The organism is Streptomyces sp. NPDC052114, from assembly GCF_040680155.1.
Taxonomy (GTDB): domain Bacteria; phylum Actinomycetota; class Actinomycetes; order Streptomycetales; family Streptomycetaceae; genus Streptomyces.
In genome coordinates this window covers 31147-48941 of sequence record NZ_JBFAWC010000016.1, presented here as the reverse complement: position 1 = coordinate 48941, position 17795 = coordinate 31147, and the positions used below count along the sequence as shown (strand labels likewise).

The 17795-nt window shown below is 71.2% G+C and carries 16 protein-coding genes; 6 read left to right on the top strand and 10 right to left on the bottom strand.

The features are described from left to right. Positions 1-81 precede the first annotated feature (81 nt). Positions 82-1290 carry an LCP family protein gene (locus AB0L89_RS30680; protein ID WP_365148036.1) on the top strand — a complete coding sequence of 403 codons (1209 nt, stop codon included), beginning with the start codon at positions 82-84 and terminating at the stop codon, positions 1288-1290. Continuing rightward, positions 1278-2789: an FtsW/RodA/SpoVE family cell cycle protein gene (locus AB0L89_RS30675; RefSeq protein WP_365148033.1), complete on the top strand. Its 1512-nt coding sequence runs from the start codon at positions 1278-1280 to the stop codon at positions 2787-2789. The genes AB0L89_RS30680 and AB0L89_RS30675 overlap by 13 nt, the downstream gene beginning before the upstream one ends. On the opposite strand, the gene AB0L89_RS30670 is transcribed toward AB0L89_RS30675, so the two are convergent. From AB0L89_RS30670 to AB0L89_RS30660, 3 genes are all read right to left on the bottom strand, one after another. After that, entirely contained in the window at positions 2682-3113 is a 432-nt protein-coding gene (locus AB0L89_RS30670) for an NUDIX domain-containing protein (protein ID WP_365148030.1), read from the bottom strand. The genes AB0L89_RS30675 and AB0L89_RS30670 overlap by 108 nt on opposite strands. A 98-nt stretch (positions 3114-3211) precedes the next feature. Continuing rightward, positions 3212-5203: an N-acetylmuramoyl-L-alanine amidase gene (locus tag AB0L89_RS30665; protein ID WP_365148027.1), complete on the bottom strand. Its 1992-nt coding sequence runs from the start codon at positions 5201-5203 to the stop codon at positions 3212-3214. A gap of 264 nt (positions 5204-5467) precedes the next feature. Then, positions 5468-5875 carry a RidA family protein gene (locus tag AB0L89_RS30660; RefSeq protein ID WP_365148024.1) on the bottom strand — a complete coding sequence of 136 codons (408 nt, stop codon included), beginning with the start codon at positions 5873-5875 and terminating at the stop codon, positions 5468-5470. A 164-nt stretch (positions 5876-6039) separates the two neighbouring features. Here AB0L89_RS30660 and AB0L89_RS30655 point away from each other — a divergent pair, with 164 nt between their 5' ends. Both AB0L89_RS30655 and AB0L89_RS30650 read left to right on the top strand, forming a co-directional pair. Next, positions 6040-7563: a helix-turn-helix domain-containing protein gene (locus AB0L89_RS30655; protein ID WP_365148021.1), complete on the top strand. Its 1524-nt coding sequence runs from the start codon at positions 6040-6042 to the stop codon at positions 7561-7563. A 110-nt stretch (positions 7564-7673) separates the two neighbouring features. Next, on the top strand, positions 7674-8633 hold the full coding sequence (locus tag AB0L89_RS30650; protein WP_365148019.1) for a helix-turn-helix domain-containing protein: 960 nt from the start codon (positions 7674-7676) through the stop codon (positions 8631-8633). A 67-nt stretch (positions 8634-8700) separates the two neighbouring features. Here AB0L89_RS30650 and AB0L89_RS30645 read toward each other — a convergent pair whose 3' ends face one another. From AB0L89_RS30645 to AB0L89_RS30620, 6 genes are all read right to left on the bottom strand, one after another. After that, positions 8701-9081, bottom strand: coding sequence for a peptidase inhibitor family I36 protein (locus AB0L89_RS30645; protein WP_365148016.1), 381 nt, complete (start codon positions 9079-9081; stop codon positions 8701-8703). Between the two features lie 90 nt (positions 9082-9171). Then, complete coding sequence (locus tag AB0L89_RS30640; protein ID WP_365148013.1) at positions 9172-9705, bottom strand: peptidase inhibitor family I36 protein; 534 nt, start codon at positions 9703-9705, stop codon at positions 9172-9174. Positions 9706-9881: 176 nt separating this feature from the next. Further along, the gene (locus AB0L89_RS30635) at positions 9882-10925 is read right to left on the bottom strand and encodes a glycosyltransferase family 4 protein (protein ID WP_365148010.1); all 1044 of its coding nucleotides are present in this window, start codon (positions 10923-10925) and stop codon (positions 9882-9884) included. Then, positions 10922-11941, bottom strand: coding sequence for an NAD(P)-dependent oxidoreductase (locus AB0L89_RS30630; RefSeq protein ID WP_365148007.1), 1020 nt, complete (start codon positions 11939-11941; stop codon positions 10922-10924). The genes AB0L89_RS30635 and AB0L89_RS30630 overlap by 4 nt, the downstream gene beginning before the upstream one ends. Before the next feature lie 105 nt (positions 11942-12046). Further along, a complete protein-coding gene (locus tag AB0L89_RS30625; RefSeq protein ID WP_365148004.1) occupies positions 12047-13453 on the bottom strand; it encodes a nucleotide sugar dehydrogenase in 1407 nt (468 codons plus the stop codon). A gap of 38 nt (positions 13454-13491) precedes the next feature. Beyond that, on the bottom strand, positions 13492-14454 hold the full coding sequence (locus AB0L89_RS30620; RefSeq protein ID WP_365148001.1) for a glycosyltransferase family 4 protein: 963 nt from the start codon (positions 14452-14454) through the stop codon (positions 13492-13494). Between the two features lie 568 nt (positions 14455-15022). Between AB0L89_RS30620 and fabG the strand changes: the two genes are divergently transcribed. Together fabG and AB0L89_RS30610 are read left to right on the top strand one after the other, a co-directional pair. After that, complete coding sequence (fabG, locus tag AB0L89_RS30615) at positions 15023-15847, top strand: 3-oxoacyl-ACP reductase FabG (protein WP_365147998.1); 825 nt, start codon at positions 15023-15025, stop codon at positions 15845-15847. Continuing rightward, a complete protein-coding gene (locus AB0L89_RS30610) occupies positions 15847-17286 on the top strand; it encodes a fatty acid--CoA ligase family protein (protein ID WP_365147995.1) in 1440 nt (479 codons plus the stop codon). Before fabG ends, AB0L89_RS30610 begins: the two co-directional genes overlap by 1 nt. Before the next feature lie 19 nt (positions 17287-17305). On the opposite strand, the gene AB0L89_RS30605 is transcribed toward AB0L89_RS30610, so the two are convergent. Next, the gene (locus tag AB0L89_RS30605) at positions 17306-17608 is read right to left on the bottom strand and encodes an acyl carrier protein (RefSeq protein ID WP_365147992.1); all 303 of its coding nucleotides are present in this window, start codon (positions 17606-17608) and stop codon (positions 17306-17308) included. Positions 17609-17795 lie beyond the last annotated feature (187 nt).

The window sequence follows — 17795 nt, the reverse complement described above, 5'->3', positions numbered from 1 at the left end:
CGGCCGGGACCCGGCCCGTTCCTGAAGGCGCCTTCCGGATCCTCAGGATCCGTTCAGGAAGCGGCGCCGAGGATCGACCCCATGCCCCAGCCCCAGCACCGCGCAGCCGGCCACCGCTCCCGACGACACCGCGCGCGCTCCCGGCCGGCGCACCAGCGGCGGCCGTCGCGCAGGGCCCGGATCGGCCGTACGGTCCTGATCCTCACCGCCGTCCTCGTCATGTGCGGCGGTGCCGCGGCCTGGTACCTGTACCGCGAGATCGACAGCATCGGCTCGTCGTCCGCCCTCGGCGCCGACGCGCCCAAGTCGAAGGACGGCTCGACCAACATCCTGCTCATCGGCCTCGACACCCGGAAGGACCAGGACGGCGACGACCTCCCGTCCGACGTGCTGAAGAAGCTGCACGCGGGCAGCTCCGAGATCGGCGGCTACAACGCCAACACCCTGATCCTGCTGCACGTCCCCGCCGACGGCGGCAAGGTCAAGGGCTTCTCGATCCCGCGCGACGACCTCGTCGACATACCGGGCCACGGCAAGGACAAGATCAAGAAGGCGTACGGTCTCGCGAAGGCCGCGGAGGAGGAGCGGCTGCGCGGTCAAGGCGTCACGGACCGGAAGAAGCTGGAGCACGCGGGGCGGGAAGCCGGGCGCACGTCGCAGATCAGGACCGTGCGCGACTTCCTCGGCGTCCCCGTCGACCACTTCGCCGAGGTCGGCCTCGCCGGGTTCTACCGCCTGGCCGACGCCCTCGACGGCGTCGAGGTCTGCCTCAACAAGCCGGTCAAGGACCGCTACTCCGGCGCCGACTTCCCGGCGGGACGGCAGAAGCTGAACGGTCAGGAGGCGCTCGCCTTCGTACGCCAGCGGCACGGCCTGGAGCGCGGCGACCTGGACCGCACCCGCCGGCAGCAGGCGTTCCTCGCGTCGGCCCTGCACCAGGCGAACAGCGTCGGCACCCTGACCAACCCCGCCCGGCTGCTCGACCTGAAGGACGTCGTGAAGGACAACGTCGTCCTCGACAAGGGCTGGGGCGTCTTCTCCTTCGTCGCACAGGCCAAGAACCTCACCGGCGGCAAGGTCGAGTTCACCACGCTGCCGGTGGAGCGCTTCGCCAAGCACCGCGGCGAGGACGTGAACATCGTCGACCGCGACCTGGTGCGGCGCCGGGTCCGGGAGCAGACGGCACCGTCGGGCGCGGCGCCGTCGGGCTCCGGGGCCAAGGGCGGCTCGTCCGGCGCCACGTCCGCCGAACCGAAGGTCTCCGGAGGAGGTGTGCCGTGCGTGGACTGAACGCCCGCCCCGCCGTCGCGTCCCGCCGCCCCCTGAACGCCCGCCGTACCGAGGCACTGCTCCTCGCGTTCGCCCTCGCGATCGTCGTCTACGGCTACGCCGTCGCCGGTCTCGCGCTCACGGGCGAACTCCCCGCCGGGCTGGCCGGATTCGCCGCCTCGCAGCTGTGTCTCGGCCTCGTCGCCCACCTCGCGGTCCGCCGCTTCGCGCCGTACGCCGACCCGCTCGTCCTGCCGCTCGCCTTCCTCCTCACCGGCCTCGGCCTCGTCCTGATCCAGCGCCTGGACCACGCCTACGCCAAGCGCTTCGACTCGGCGCCAGCGAGCGGCGGCCAGCTCCTGTGGACCGTCCTCGCGGTGGCCGCCGCGGTCGTCGTGCTGTGGGCGCTGCGGGACTACCGGCAGTTGCAGCGCTACCTCTACGTCACCATGGCGGCGTCCCTGGTCCTGCTCATGGCGCCCGCGTTCTTCCCCGGCGACACCTACGGCGCCAAGCGCTGGGTGTACCTCGGCCCGCTCTCCTTCCAGCCCGGCGAGTTCGCGAAGGTCGGCATCGTGGTGTTCTTCGCAGGCTTCCTGGTGCTCCACCGGGACGGTCTCGCCTGCACCGGGCGCCGCGTCCTCGGCATGACGCTGCCGCACGGCCGGCAGATCGGCCCGATCGTCACGGTGTGGCTCCTGAGCCTGCTGATCCTGGTCTTCGAGCGGGACCTCGGCACGTCGCTGCTCTTCTTCGGCGTCTTCGTCGCCCTGCTCTACATCGCCACCGAACGCACCGGCTGGGTGGCCTGCGGCATCGCCATGACCCTGGTGGGGGCCGCCGCCGTCGGCGCGTCCGAACCCCACGTCCACGGCCGGATCGTGGCCTGGCTGCACCCCTTCGACATCTATCTGCCCGCCGACCAGCGCCCCGCGGGCCTGGTCTCGGACCAGGCCGCCGAAGCCCTGTTCGGCTTCGGCAGCGGAGGCGTGACCGGCACGGGCCTGGGCCAGGGGCACCCCGAGCTCATCGGCTTCGCCGGGCGCAGCGACTTCATCCTCACCACCATCGGCGAGGAACTGGGCCTCGCCGGGACGATGGCGGTCCTGATGCTCTACGCGCTGCTCGTCGCGCGCGGCTTCCGTACGGCGATCGCCTGCGGCAACCCCTTCGGCAAGCTGCTCGCGGCGGGCCTGTCGGTGGTCCTCGCCTTCCAGGTCTTCATCATCACGGCGGGCGTGACCGGCCTGATGCCCTTCACCGGAAAGGCGCTCCCGTTCCTCGCCCAGGGCGGCTCGTCCATGGTCGCCAACTGGCTGCTGATCGCCCTCCTGCTGGCCGTCAGCCACCAGGCGCGCCGCGACGGCGCTCCGGAGCGCCAACCGTCGTACGACACGTACGACACCTACGGCTCAGGAGGGGACCGCCCGCGCGGCGGCGATCATCCCGAGACCGTCGACGGCGGCGGGGGAGAGCATCGACTCGTCCAGGTCGGACAGGGGCAGCCAGGCGACCGCTGACGTGGAGTCGTCGGCCTTGGCGACCCGGACGGGGCCGGGCGCGAGCTCGACGACGTAGAACAGGCCCACCAGATGCCAGCTGACGCCGAGCCTGCGGGCCGCGTACGACCGGGCGTCGACCAGGCGCGCGTCGAGGACTTCGAGACCGGTCTCCTCGTACAGCTCGCGCGTCAACGTCTCGCGGGGCTGCTCGCCGGGGTCGATCCCGCCGCCCGGCAGATGCCACAGTCCCGGCTCGAACACCGGCGAGGCGTCCGAGAGCCGCGTCAGCAGCAGTTCGTCCCGCGCGGTGGCCACGGCGTACGCCGAGACGCGCGAACGCACGTGATCCTCCACCGTGCACCTCCAGATTCCCCGAGATCGTACGTCGGGCCCGGGCCTGCCCCCACGCAGACCCGGACCCGACTGTCCCTGGCGGTGTCCTACTTGCCCGACGGCACCACCTCTACGTCCGCCGCCCGGACGTAGCCGACACGGTGCCCGTACTGGATGACGTAGTACATGTCCTTGCCGCGCACCACCTTGTGCGGCGCGGTGTCGAACGTCGGGGAGTAGAAGTACTCGCCCGGCACCTTGTCGCCGATCACGTACTTCTGACCCGCGAGGATCTTGTACGGCAGCGGGGAGACCGTCTGCACCGGCACGCCCGCCGGGTAGGCCTCCTTCTCCGGGTAGGCCCGCCCGTACACCGGGACCTCGCTCGCGCCGGCCTTCGGGGTCACTACGAGGCCCTTCGCGTCGACGGCGGTGGGCTGCTTCTTCGGGTTCTTGAACCAGGCCTTCTGGCCGAGGTACCAGACCGCCGTCCAGTCGCCCCTGCGCTCGGCGACCGCGTACTGCTGGCCGGTGGACAGCCGAGCGCCCGTGTCGTTCACGTCGATCGTGGAGTCCTGGCCGCCGGGCCGCTTGCCGATGTCCTTGATCAGCGGCGCGTCGTCACGCGGCTCGGTGTGGACGCGCACCGCCCCCGAACCGTGTGGCACGCACGTCTCGCCGGGCTTGGCGCAACCCGTGTACTCCGGCTGGTTCTTGGCGTACTCGGGCGCCACCGTCACCACACCGCCGTTCGGCCCCGCCGTCCGCTTGAACGGCTTGCCGAGCAGCGTGAAGTAGTGCTGCCAGTCCCAGTACGGGCCCGGGTCCGTGTGCATCCCCGGGATCGACGACGTCACCGTGCCCTGCACGTTGTCGTGGCCGAGGATGTGCTGGCGGTCCAGCGGGATGTCGTACTTCTTGGCGAGGTACTTCACCAGACGCGCCGAGGAGCGGTACATCGCCTCCGTGTACCAGGTGTCGGGCGCGGTGAGGAAGCCCTCGTGCTCCAGGCCGATCGACTTGGCGTTCACGTACCAGTTGCCCGCGTGCCAGGCGACGTCCTTGGCCTTCACGTGCTGGGCGATGTGGCCGTCGGTGGAGCGCAGCGTGTACTGCCACGACACGTAGGTGGGATCCTGGACCAGGTTCAGGACGCCCTCCCACCTGCCCTCGGTGTCATGGATGACGATCGAGTCGATGCTCTGGCTCTTGGGCCGGTCCGACAGGTCGTGGTTGCCGTAGTCGGGATTTCCGTTGGGATCCTTGAACTCCTCGTACGGCGCCGGGATCCACTCGCACGACACGGTCTTCGGGCACTCCGTCTCGCCCGCCGCGGCCTTCCGCAGACCCATGCGCTCGACCTGCGAGGCGTCCGGCCGCAGGCCGCGCCGCGGCGCGAGCGTCACGCGCTGCCCCGCGTCCGTGGTGCGCCGCTCGCCGTCGCGGATGACGGCGAACACGTCGTTGGCGTACGTCGCCGCGGTGGCCTCGTCGTCCGCGCCGGAGAAGCGGGCGATGGCGCCGTACCAGTCGGCGGGATCGGAGGTCAGCGGCCTGCCGAGCTTCTTCTGGGCCGCGGCGAGCAGGGCCGCGCCGCCCTCGACGTTCGCCGCCGGGTCGGTGCGCAGCTCCTCGGCGGACCGGCCGGTCAGCTCGGCCGCGCGGGGCAGCGTGCGGAGACGTGCGGGGATCTCGGACTCGTCCGGCACCTCGGTCTTCGGCGGGGCGGCCGGGCGCGAGGTGTCGCCGCGCGGGTCCTCCTTGCCCTCGCCGTGGTGCGGGGCGGAGGCCAGCGCGGTGCGCGCGTCGGTGAGATGCATGGGGCCGTAGCCGCCGGTGACGCTGGCCGCCCCGCCGTGCGCGTCCCAGCGGGACTGCAGATACGAGACGCCGAGCAGCACGCTCTGCGGCACGTGGTACTCGGAGGCGGCGGACGCGAAGGCGCCCTGCAGCCCCGAGGCGGCGGCCGACGGGGGAGTGTTCGACGGTGGAGCGGCGCCGAGCAGCGGGACGAGCAGGCCGGCCGACGCGAGGGCGCCCGCCGTCCTGACGGTGCGTCTGCGTGCGGACGCGGTGGGGGCGTTGGCGGATCCTCGCAATGCAGCCTCCTGGGACTCCTGGGCCGATCAAGCGTGACGGGGCGTGCGGGGCCGGGCGTGCGTCAGTGGTACCGGCTCTCCGACGATCCGTCAATCATGCCCAGGAGGCGGGATTTCCCATGTCAGCACCGGTCCCGGCGGGTCAACACCAGGTTTTCGCCAGAGGCGGCCCCACCGCCTGCGGCGCGTCAGTGGCATGGACCAATGAGCGGTGCGGAGATCCACCTGTTCGGGGGAGCGGGGCGGGGACCGCGCGGCGGCGGGTCAGTCGACGACCGCCGTCGCCTCGATCTCGACCAGGTACGCGGGCGCGGCCAGCGCGGCGACGCCGATGAGGGTGCCCGGCGGGACGGGCGTGGTGCCGAGCCGCGCGGCGGCACGGGCCACGCCCTCCAGGAACAGGGGCATCTTGTCGGGGGTCCAGTCGACGACGTACACGGTCAGTTTCGCCAGGTCGTCGACGGTGGCGCCGACCTCGGACAGGGCGGTGGCGACGTTGAGGTAGCACCGCTCGACCTGCGCGGCCAGATCGCCCTCGCCGACCGTGGCCCCGTCGGCGTCCACGGCGACCTGCCCGGCGACGAAGACCTGCTTCGTGCCGGACGCGACCGAAACCTGCCGGTAGACGTCGACGTGCGGGAGTCCCTCGGGGTTCACCAGCGTGATGGCCATGGTGACCGCCTCCTTGTGCCGTGTGCTCTGTGGTGGTTACTCGGGAACCGTAAGAGGGCAGGCGCTGACGTGGAAGAACGCACTTTTTGGTGACCGGGGAACCTTTTGGTGACCCAGCGGCGTCGAGCCGGGGCACGGAACGCCGGCGGAGGGGACGGGGCACCGTGGGGGACGTACGGCAGGAGGACCGGGAAGCGGGCCTGAGCGGACTGCTGAGCGAGGCACGGCGTCAGGCCTCGTGCGAGGCCGGGCCCGACCCGCGCAGGATCCTCGACTGGCTGCACCGGTGCGCGGGCGTCCAGGCGGCGGTGGTCGCGGACGACGCGGGCAGGGTCGAGTCGGCCACGGCGGACTTTCCCCGCGCGGCGTTGGGCCCGCTCGCTCCCCTGCTCGCGCGCCTGTCCCAGGGGCAGTTGACCTCGGCCGTGACCCGGTCCGGCGCGCTGCACGTACGCTGTGAGGCCCTCGGGCCGTCCGTGCCGCGTCCGGTTCTGGTCGTGACCTGCCGGTCCGAACCGACGCCGGAAACCCTCGCGCTGACCTCCCACACCGGCAGTGTGCTCGCCCTGCTGCGCCGCGCGGAGTGCGGCGACCGGACGCGCCGCGGCTACCAGGACAAGGCACGTCAGCTGCGGTTCGCCGTACTGCACGGGCTCCTGGCGGGAGGCCCGCTGCTGGCCCGGAAGATGACGACCGGCGCCGTGCCGCCGCTGCTGGAGGCCGAGCGGCTGCGCGTGCACCTGCTGCGCTGTCCCACGGACCACCGCGACCGGATCGCGCTGGCCCACCAGGATCCTTCCGGGTACCACGGCACGGCTCTGATGGTGCACTGCCCCGTGTTCAAGGACCACTTGATCTGCCTCGTCGCCGATGAGGAAGGGCCGGGCGAGGAGGCAGGCGGTCTGCGCGACGAGGCGCGCGGACTCGGTGAGACGCTGCGCCGTCTCGTGCACGACAACCCGCGCTACGCCCTGGGGGTCAGCGGCGCCCAGCCCCTGACCGCCGCCGCCGAGGCCTACAGCCAGGCCGCCCACGCGCTGGCCGCCGCACCCGGCGTGCCCGGCCGGGTCGCCTTCTACCACGGCCGGACGCCCCTGGCGGGTGTCCTGCCCCAGCGGCCCGCGCTCGCCTGGGCCCGCGCGTTCCTGCGGCCGCTGGACGCGGTCCCGCAGGTCAGTGTCGACGTCAGCCGCCTCGCCGTGAACGTGCCCCGGTCCGGCGTGGCCCGGCTGCTCGGCCTCAGCCGCAACACCGTCACCGCGCACCTCAGGCGTGCGCAACAGGCACTCGGACAGGATCTCGCCGACGTCCGCTGCCGTGCCGCCTTCCACCTGGCCCTCGCACTGAGCAGTTCCTGCGCCGACATCGCGGCCGACCACCACGAACTCCGGCCCACCCTCGACGACCTGATGGGCGTCGAGGCCGCCGCCATCTGGGCCCGGACGATCCTCGGCCCCCTCCAGGCCCGGCACCGCCGCACCCTTCAGGCATGGATCGACGCCAATACCGACGCACAGCGGGCCGCCCGGCATCTGGACATCAGCCGCAACACGGTCCGGGCCCATCTGCGCACCGTCGAGGAAGCGCTCGGTCGGGACCTGCTGACCACCGGCATCGGCACCTACGACGTCGTCCACGCCCTGGACATCGTCGCGGCGCGGACCGACCGGGCATCGTGCACCACCTGAGCATCGTGCACAATCCGCGCCCGTTGTTGAGCAATGTGCTCGTTGGCCCCGGAGTGCGGTGACTTCTAGCGTGAAGAGGACCATTCCGTAGCGGACCGTCGGGGGACGCCATGCTGCGTATGCACTTCACGGGGGGAGATCTGTCCCGGACCAGGGTCGCCGATCGGCCGGACCCGCTGTGGGAGATCGTCCTGAGCATGCACCAACTCCAGGAAGGCGGAAGGAGCGGGGCGGCCGGCACCGCCGGCTGGACGCCGGCGTACCGGCGGCGGACGCTGGGCGTGCTGGCCCCGCTGATGCCCTCCCGCGGGTACTTCCCGGACTTCCTCACGCCCGCGGCCGCCTCGGGCGGGCTGCACAGCGGGATCGACGCCGTGCTCTCCACGCCGAGACACCGGCTGCGCGACGAACTCACCCTGCTGGCGCGGGACAACGCGCTGCCCTCCTGGGCGCGGTCACTCGCCGACGGCGAGGCCGACACGCTGCACGGGCTGGGCCGGGCCCTGTACCGGTACCACGAGCGCGTTCTCGGACCCGTGTGGCCGGACGTCACGGCCCGTGTCGAGGCCGACCGGCGGCACCGCACCGGGGTCCAGTGCCGCGCCGGGACCGAGGCGATGCTGCACACCTTGCGGCCCGTGGTGCGCTGGGAGCCCTCGGTGCTGTGCGCCGACTACCCGGTCGACCGGGACGTGCGCCTCGGCGGGCGCGGACTGCTCCTCGTCCCTTCGTACTTCTGCCGCCGCACGCCGGTGGCCCTCGTGGACGACCGCCTGCTCCCGGTCCTGGTCTACCCGGCCCGTGCGCCCGTACCGGAGCGGACGACCGCGCCGGACTCCCGGCTGGCACCCCTGTTGGGGCAGACCCGCGCCGCGGTGCTGCAGACGCTCAAGGATCCCTGCACCACTACGGAGCTGGCCCGGCTCGCCGGGGTGTCGCTCTCCTCGGCCAGCGAGCACGCGGCGGTACTGCGCCGCGCCGGACTGGTCGCCAGCGTCCGGGAACGCCAACGGGTCCGGCACATCCTCACGCAACTGGGCGCGGACCTGCTGAGCGGCGGCGCGCTGTAGGACGTGCGGAGCGAGGAGAGGGGCGTCGCCTCCCCGCCGGGCGACGCCCCTCTCCGCGTGGTGCGGCTCAGATGTAGGCCTTGGTCGCCCAGTTGTCGAACCGTCCCATGTCGCCGTCCGAGGCACCGGGCCTGAGCTTCAGCCCGGGACCGCCGGGACCTTTGAGGTAGCCGGTGTCGGACGTCCTGTTCTTCCAGGAGGAGGTCTTCTTGCCGAAGCCGTACGCGACGAGGTTGATCCAATGCCCTGATGCGTTGAACCGCAGCATGCGCCCCTTGAAGTGCTTGCCGCTGTAGAGGCAGACCCAGCCCTTCTTGCACCGGTCCTTCTGGGCGGACTCGGCCCTCTGCACCGGCGTGGGCGCCTGCGCCTCGGCCGCACCGGCAAGGCCGCCCACGGTCAGGGCGGCGACAGCGGTGGTGGTCACGATTTTCGCGGTGAATCGCATGGTGCTTTTCCTTCCCCGTTCAAGAATTGCGTGGGCCGTGACGGCTCGCCGGAGGCACCGGCGAGCCGTCACGAAAGGAGGAACTCTCGATCAGGGATAAACGGAGTTCGCCTTGTTGCTGTACTTGCCCATCTTCTTGACCTTGCCGGGGTCGTAGTACCACTGCTTGCCCTTGCCGCTGCTCTTGGTGGAGAACCAGGCCCTGCTGGCGATCCCGCTCTGGCGGTTCCAGACCGAGGACGTCTTGTTGTTGAAGCCGTAAGGGCCGAGGTTGTTCCACCCGCCGTCGTTGAACCGCAGCATGCGGCCCTTGAGGTTGGCCTTGTCGTACAGGCAGACCCAGCCCTTCTCGCACTTGTACCGCTTGGCGAAAGCGGCCTTCTCCGCGGGTGTGTCGGCGGTGTCGCCGTCCCAGCAGCGCACCTTCCCGGACGTCCCGACCTCGCAGACGTCCGCGCCCCGCCAGGACGTGCCCAGGTCGATGGAGTCGGAGCCGAGCGTCGCCCGGGCGCCCCGCGGCGCCCCGGTCGACGGCGACTCCTGTGCGCTGCTGACGCCGGCGAAGGTGCCCGCCATCATGGCGACGGCAGCGGTGCTCGTTGCGATCTTCGCGGTGAAACGCATGTTCCCTCTCTTCCCCCGTGCCGGCCCGGCGCTTTCGCGAGGGCCGGCATTGCGGCTTCGGACGAGTTCGAAGATAGAGAGGGACGAGAAGGGCATGACATAGGTTTCGGGGGAGCGCGAAACACCGGACTTTCCTCCGCTTCGGCGGAATTGCGGCACGGTCCGGGATGGCCGACTCACTCAGGCCAATGGTGTTCCATGGCGTCGAGCATCACCTTCGGCTTCTGCCATATGTCGCGCTCTTTGTGCGCCCAGTCCGATGCCGCACGGCCCAGGGACCGGGCCTCGTCGCGGTGGGCGGCCACCCACCGCAGGTGCCGCGCCACCTCGGCGACGTCCGGGACGCCGCGTACACCGCAGTGGCCGAGGTGGGGTTCGTACACGTCCTCCCAGTGCGACGGCGAGACGGGCAGGACGAGGCCGCCGGCGTCCTCGCACACGTCGCCCTGGCCTTCGGAGGAGAGGGCGATGACGGGCAGTCCGGTGGCCATGCCCTCGACCAGGGGCAGGCCGAACCCTTCGCTGCCCAGGGCGAGCAGCACGTCCGCCTGCTCGTACCAGTGCAGGATGCCGCGGGTCGGCTCGTTCGCGTCGACGATCGTGACGCGGGGATCCCGCGAGGTCAGCCCGCCGCGCCCCGCCGCGCCGAACCGCGCCTTGACGACCAGTCGTGCGGTGGGCTCGTCCGCGAAGGCCAGCTGCCACGCCTCGATCGCCTGGGCGACGTGCTTGCGCGGTACGACGGTGCCCACGACCAGCGTGGTGAAGGTCTCCCGCGCCGGGCGTGCGACATAGGGGTACACGTCGGCGTCGACGCCGTCGGGGGTGACCTCGATCGGCACGGTGATCCCGCTGTCGCGGAACATCCGGGCGACGAAGCGGGTCGGCACCATCAGGACGCGTGCGCGGTTCAGGGGCTCGACCCAGCTCGCCGGGAGGCGGCTCGACTCCCACATGGTGTGGATCATGTGGGGGCGGCCGGCGTACCGCTCCAGTTCGGGGCGGACCCACGAGTTGAACAGCAGCGGGCCGGTCCCGAGGGGGCCGGAGGCTGCCACGATGTCGAGCATCTCGGCCGACAGGCCGTCCGTCTCCAGTTTGAACGGGACCAGGTTCACCCGGACCCCGAGCCTGCTGAGACCGAGGACGATGTACTCCGAGACGCCGGCGTAGCCGTCGTGGACGTAGAACTCACCGGCCAGGTCGACCGACTTCATCATCGCCGTACCGTCGCGAGTTCGGTCTCGCGCACCCACGCGACGACCTCGTCCAGCATGACCTCCAGCGGAGTGTCGGCGACGAAGCCGAGGACCTTCTCGGCCTTGCGGGTGTCCGGCCTGCGGACACGGACGTCGTCGGGGAAGGCCTCCTCGCGCCGGAGTGCGAACGGTTCCCCGGGGTTGATCCGGTCCCACACGAGCCGGGCCAGTTCGGCGATCGTGCAGCCGTGGCGACCGGACAGGTTGAAGTCCTCGTTGTGCGCCGCGTCCGACTCCATGGCCATGACGATGCCGCGGGCCATGTCACGGGCGGAGGTGAACGTGCGGTACTGGTTCCCGTCGCCGAGGATGCGGAACGGGCTCTCGCGCCGCAGCGCACGCTCGACGAAGTCGGGGATGACGTGTCCGCGCACCATGCGCTGCTGCTCGTCGGAGGACGTGCTGGTGTGCGGGGCGTGCCGCTCGCCCGCGCCGACGCAGTTGAACGGACGGACGATGGTGTAGGGCAGGCCGTACTGCGACCAGGCGGCCTTCGCGTAGTACTCGACGGCCAGCTTCTGGAAGCCGTACGCGGTGGAGGGAGGCGCGATCTCGCGTTCGTCGCCCTCGCGGAAGCCATTGCCCGAGTGACCTTCGTAGACCATCGAGGAGCTGACGTAGGTCACCTTGCGCAGCTTCTCGCCGTGCCGTCTGATGCCCACCTCGGCCGCCGCGCCGACCAGGTGGTTGTTGGTGGACAGGATGTCGTACGCGAGGTCCTTCATGTACCGCACGCCGCCGATGAGGGCGGCGTTGGCGATGAAGTGGTCGCAGTCCTCGGACAGTTCGTACAAGAGGCTCTTGTCCGCCGCGTCGCCGATCACGCTCGTGTAGCGCTCGTGGGCGGGCAGGGTGCGCGCCGGACGTCCGTACTTGGTGAGGTTGTCCAGGCCGACGACCGTGTACCCGCGCGTCAGCAGCTCCTCGACGACGTACCCGCCCAAGAAGCCGGCCGCCCCCGTCACCAGCACCTTCACAGTGTTTCCTTTCTCGTTGATCAAAAATCGTGGCTGCGTGGCCGCATGGCCGTCTGGCCGCGTGGCCGCCTGGTCGCGCGGCCCCCGCGGTGCCGCGCCCCCGCCTCAGCCCTGGCGGGCCAACTGGCCTTCCCCGAAAGCCAGATAGCGCACCGGCCCCTTCAGCCCGGCCCCGGCACCGGCGTGCAGCGCCCACGCGTCGTAGACGATGCCGGGGCCCGCCATCCGCTCCGTGAGCCACTCCAGGGAGAGTTCGGCGTACGCCCTGTGGTTGGTGCCGATGATGACCAGGACCGCGCCTTCGACGGCCTCCTTGGCCTCGGCGCACGGTTCGTACCCGAGGGCCCGTTGCCGGTGCTCCAAAACCGCCGGGTCGTGCGAGCGGACCGTCATGTCCGGGTACCGGCCGCGCAGATGGGCCACGATCTCCACCGCCGGGGAGGACCGCTCGTCGTCGGTCTCGGGGTGCCCCTTGAACGCGACGCCGAGCAGCGCGACGGTGGGCGGGACGGAGCCGCCGCTGTGCGCCAGGCGCTCCGCCAGTTCGTCGGCGACCCGTGCCGGAGTCTCCCGGTGGGCCTCGCGGACGCCGCTCAGCAGAGCGGAACCCGGGGCGCCGTGATCCAGGAAGGCCTGGGAGAGGATGGCCGTGTCCTTGGGGAGACACGATCCGCCGACCGGACCCGCGAAGGGCATCGGCGCGCGGTCGTACCCCGCCCCGGCGGCGGCGCGGACCTCGCGGGCGCTGACGCCCACGCTCTGGCAGAGCCGGGCGAGTTCGTTGGCGAAGGCGAAGACGGAGTAACGGTAGGCATTGCAGGCGAGCTTGGCGACTTCCGCCGTCTCCAGGTCGGACACCTCGACGATCCCGGGGGTCAGGACGCGGAACAGGGCAGCGGCCCGCTCGGCCGCGCGGGGTGAGCCCGCGGAGACGATCTGGGGGAGGGTGCGCAGCTCCTGGACGGCGATCCCCTGAACGGTCCGCTCGGGGCAGAAGGCCAGCTCGACGTCCGCCCGCGCGCGCAGCTCGGCGCGCAGCCGCCGGGAGGTGCCCACCGGCACGGTGGACCGCAGGATCACCAGGTTCCCGTCGACGGCCGCGTCGGCCACCGCCCGTGTCGCTCCTTCCACCTGCCGCAGATCAGGAGTGCCGTCGGCGTCCACGGGAGTGCCGACGCACACGATGTACGCGTCGACCTCCCGCCCCGCCGGGACGGAGCCGGTCACCGTGAACAGCCCGCTGTCGACCGCCCCGGCCAGATCCAGGCCGGCCTCCCGCACATGGGGCTCCTTGCGCGCCAGCTGTGCGCGCACCGCCTCGTTCCGCTCGACGCCGATGACGCGGCGGCCCTGCGTGGCGAGGGTCACGGCGAGCGTGAGGCCGACGTACCCGAGGCCGATCACGCAGACCGCACCGGTCTCCTTCGCGGTCGTGCCGCCGTCGCGTCCGTCCACGTCGTCGCCTAAACCCTCGTCGCGGCCGTGCGTGCCGGTCCCGTCTTCGCTGTTCACCTGCGCCTGTTCCTTTCCGGTCGGCGTCGCACCCGTGGTCATCGCGCCCGCAGCGGGCGCGGCGGACGCATGTGGGTCTCCATGGCGTCGAGCATCGAGGGCCCCTTGTGCCAGAGGTTCCGGTGCTTGTGGACCCATGCCGACGCGGCCACGCCCATGTCGGTGGCCTCCTGCCGGTGGCGGGCCACCCAGCGGAGTTGCCGCGCGACTTCCTGGACGTCGGGGACGCCCCGGACTCCGCAGCGTCCATAGCCCGGTTCGTCCGCGACTTCCCAGCTTCCGGGGCTCACGGGCAGGAGGAGGTCGCCGGCGTCGGCGCAGATGTCGCCCTGGCCTTCGGAGGAGAGGGCGATGACGGGCAGTCCGGTGGCCATGCCCTCGACCAGGGGCAGGCCGAACCCTTCGCTGCCCAGGGCGAGCAGCACGTCCGCCTGCTCGTACCAGTGCAGGATGCCGCGGACCATCTCCTGGTCGTCGACCAGAGTGATCCGTGGATCGCTGACGGTCAGACCGTGCGCCTTGGCCGTCTGGAAACGGGACTTGATGATCAGACGTGCGTCCGGGTCGCCGTCGAAGGCCAGTTGCCAGGCCGCGATCGCCTCGGTGACGTGCTTGCGCGGCAGCACCGTGCCCACGACCAACGTCGTCAGGCCCTCGCGGGCGGGGCGTTCGGTCCACGGGTACAGCTCGGGATCCACGCCCTCGGGAATCACCTCGACGGGGACGGTCACGCCGCTGGAGCGGCACACGTCGGCGACGAAGCGCGTCGGCACGATCACGGCCCGGGCGCGGTTCAGCTTGCGCGGCCAGTCGGCGGGCAGTTCGCTCGACTCCCACATGGTGTGCACGAAGTGCTCGGTCCGCGCGTAGAGCTCGAGCTCCGGTTCGAGGGCGGCCGAGAAGAGCACGGGGCCTTCCTCGTACGGAGTGGAGTGCGCGAGGAGGTCGTGCATCCGAGGGGACAGTCCCTCGGGGAATACCTTGATGGGGATGATGTTCACCCGAGCGCCTTCTCGGGCCATTCCCACGGCCGCGTACTCGGCCAGACTCCCGTAGCCGTCCGCCACGAGAAAATGTGCCACCAGGTTTACGGGCACGGGGGCGTTCTGATTCACGATGTGACCGGCCTGCTTTCCGCTTGTGACTGTCGGACGCATTAGCGCAACCACCTCTCCGGACGCAGAAAAGGGCAGGCCCGGGGAGGTGCATCGAATCTGTGGTCGGTCAGCGACATGCGTCTGACCTGCAGCTTCTATGTGAGGTCGAGTGATCGAACGAAGTGGTCCTGCGGGACGCTAAACAACTAATGCGATTTAGTCAACAGGCCCTGGGTGCCTGCGATTCGTGTCACTTCATCCCGAATGATCCTTGCTCGGCCGGTGCTTGACCATGCGACTGAAGGTGTTCTAGCGTGACGGTCGTTTCACGCGGAACGCAGTTTGACTTTCTTTTGACTCACCGGAAGAAGTCCTGTGTTTCTCCGGCGTCGACGGTGGGCAAGGACCCGTGGCGCACATCTGAATGACGTGCCGAATTGAAGGCCGTCAAGGGGGAAACGGTGGAGCATTAGTGGATGAGCGAATAGCCGTGGTGACGGGGGCCGCCGGGGGAATCGGTTCGGCCACGGCGCGGTATCTGGCCGGTGCGGGAGCCGCCGTCGTGCTCGCCGACATCGAGGGCGAGAGCGTCGGCGGCCTCGCCGAGGAGATCACCTCCGGGGGAGGCCGTGCGCTGGCCGTGGAGTGCGACGTCGCCGACCCGGGGCACGTCAAGGCGATGGTGCGTCGCGCGGTCCGGGAGTTCGGCGGGCCGCACATCCTGGTGAACAACGCGGGGGTGATCAGGGACGGTGCCCTGCACGCCATGTCCGAGGCCGACTGGGACGCGGTCCACGCGGTGAATCTGCGCGGCGCCTTCCTGTGCGCCAGGGCCGTGCACAAACACATGGCGCGGGCCCGCTGGGGGCGCGTCCTGAACCTGTCGAGCGTCTCCGCTCTCGGTGCCCATGGCCAGGTCAACTACGCGGCGGCGAAGGCCGGGTTGGAAGGGATGACCCGGGCGCTCGCCGTGGAGCTCGGTCCGTTCGGCATCACGGTCAATGCCGTGGCCCCGGGGTTCATCGAGACCCCGATGACCAAGGGCTCCGGTGGCGGCGCGACCGGAAGTCCCGCCAGGGCGCGATTAGTTGCGGAAACGGCCCCCGTACGCAGGGCGGGGCGGCCGGAGGACGTGGCGGCGGTCCTCGCCTTCCTCGCCGGGGACGGGGCCTCGTACATCACGGGCCAGACGATCCATGTCGACGGCGGGCTGCCCCTGGGGCGCCTGCCCGTCCCTGGGGCGGCACACGGCATCGACGGCTCCGGCGCGGTCGACGGAGTGGGGGCGGGCGGCTGATGCACGAGCACGTCGAACGACATGCGGAAAAGCGACCCGAAGCGATCGCCGTACGGGTTCTCACGCGCGACGGATGGGCGGACACCAGCCGGCGACGGCTGCGGGACATGGCGGCAGGCGTGTGCGAGCACGCCCGCCGAACGCTGCCGAGTGGCGAGCCCGTCGTCCTGGCCCTCGACAACTCCGCCGAGAGCATCGCGGTGTTGCTGGGGCTCACCGCGGCCTCGGTGGACGTCCTGTGCCTGGAATCGGGTGCCTCGCCGGACGACGTACAGCGGTCACTGGCACTCCGCATCGGCGCCCGGCACACGATAGGCCCGGTCGCGGGCGACGGCGTCCTCGCGTACACGGACGTCATGACGGAGGCCGAGGGCCCGCTCCGTGCGCCGCACCGGAACCCCGAGATCCTCGGCATGACCTCCGGATCCACCGGCAGGCCCCGCATCGTGCGGCAGACCCTCGCCAACATCGAGGGCGGCGGCCGCATCTACCGCGACACGTACGGCTATACGGCGCACGACGTCCTGCTCGGCCCGATCCCGATGGCCCACTCCTTCGCCATGATGGGCCTGCTCGCCGGCGGTCTGGTGTCGGGTGCCCGCATCGTCACCATGCCGCGCTTCAGCGTCAGCGGGGTCCACGCGGCCATCGACCAGGGCGCGACCGTCCTGCTCGGGTCGCCCATGATCCACCGCATCCTCGGCATGGCCTCGCGGCCCACGGGGGAGCGGTCGGCCCTGCGCGCCCTGCTGTCGTCGGGCGGCCCGCTGCCGGCCGACACCCGGGCGCGGGCGGAGCAGGTGTTCGGGCTCCCGGTGCACCAGATCTACGGCAGCACGGAAGCCGGCGTGATCGCCTGCCAGTACGACCGCGAAGAGCCCTGGCGGGAGGGGGTCGCGGGGCGGATCCACCCCGCGGCGACCTGGCGGCTGCGGCCCGCCGAGGGCACCGGCGCACCACCGGGAGCCGGATGGCTGCAGGTACGCACCGCCACCCTGTTCGCCGGCTACCTCGGCGAGGGCGACCCGCTGGACGAGAACGGCCTGTTCGACACGGGGGACTTGGTCGGCGTCGACGCGGGCGGTGACCTGACGGTCCTGGCGCGCAAGGCCGGGTTCATCAACGTCGGCGGACGCAAGGTCGACCCAAGCCGCGTGGGCGCCGTCCTCGACGAGTGCGACGCCGTGGTGGAAGCGCACGTCTTCGGTCACGAGGAAGACGGCGAGGAGTCGGTGCACGCGGCGATCGTGCTGCGCGATGAACACGCGTTGACCGCCGATGTGCTGGTGTTCTGCCGAGACTGGCTGGCGTCCCACGAGGTGCCCCACCGCGTCCACGTCCTGTCCGCACTGCCGCGCACCACGCTGGGGAAGCCGGATCTCACCGCGCTGAAGCAGGCCTGCGGCCTGCTGCCCGCGGCCGACGGGGGCGGGCGGTGAGCCCCCGTCGCCGCCGGGGTCAGGCGGCCGGGACGTCGGTCTCGGCCACGACCTTCGCGAGGTGGCCGGGGCTCGCGTCGTCGAAGACGGCCGTCACCAGGGCCGCGCGCAGCCGCTCGGCGCCGTCCCCCTCGACCGGATGGCGGCGGGCGACGAGCCGGTTGACCAGTTCGACCGCGCGCAGCGAGTCGCCGCCGGCGGCCGTGAAGTCCTCATCGGGCGCCAGCGGCCGGCGGCCGAGGATCTCACCCATTTCCTCACCGATGATCCGGGATGTGCGGGCGACATCACTGAATTCCTCAGGGGCTGCTTCATCGACCATGCCCGCAATGTTAGATGCATTCCCGGGGGAGGAACACCCCGGCCCGCATTCGGAGTTACTGGGGAGCGCACGTTGACAGTGCTGCAAGAGATTGCCGGATACTGGCCGGAACGCTCCGTCCCGGCCCGCGATTACCTTCAGCAGGGCGGATTTCCCGAAGCGCGCATCAAACTCTACGAGCGATACT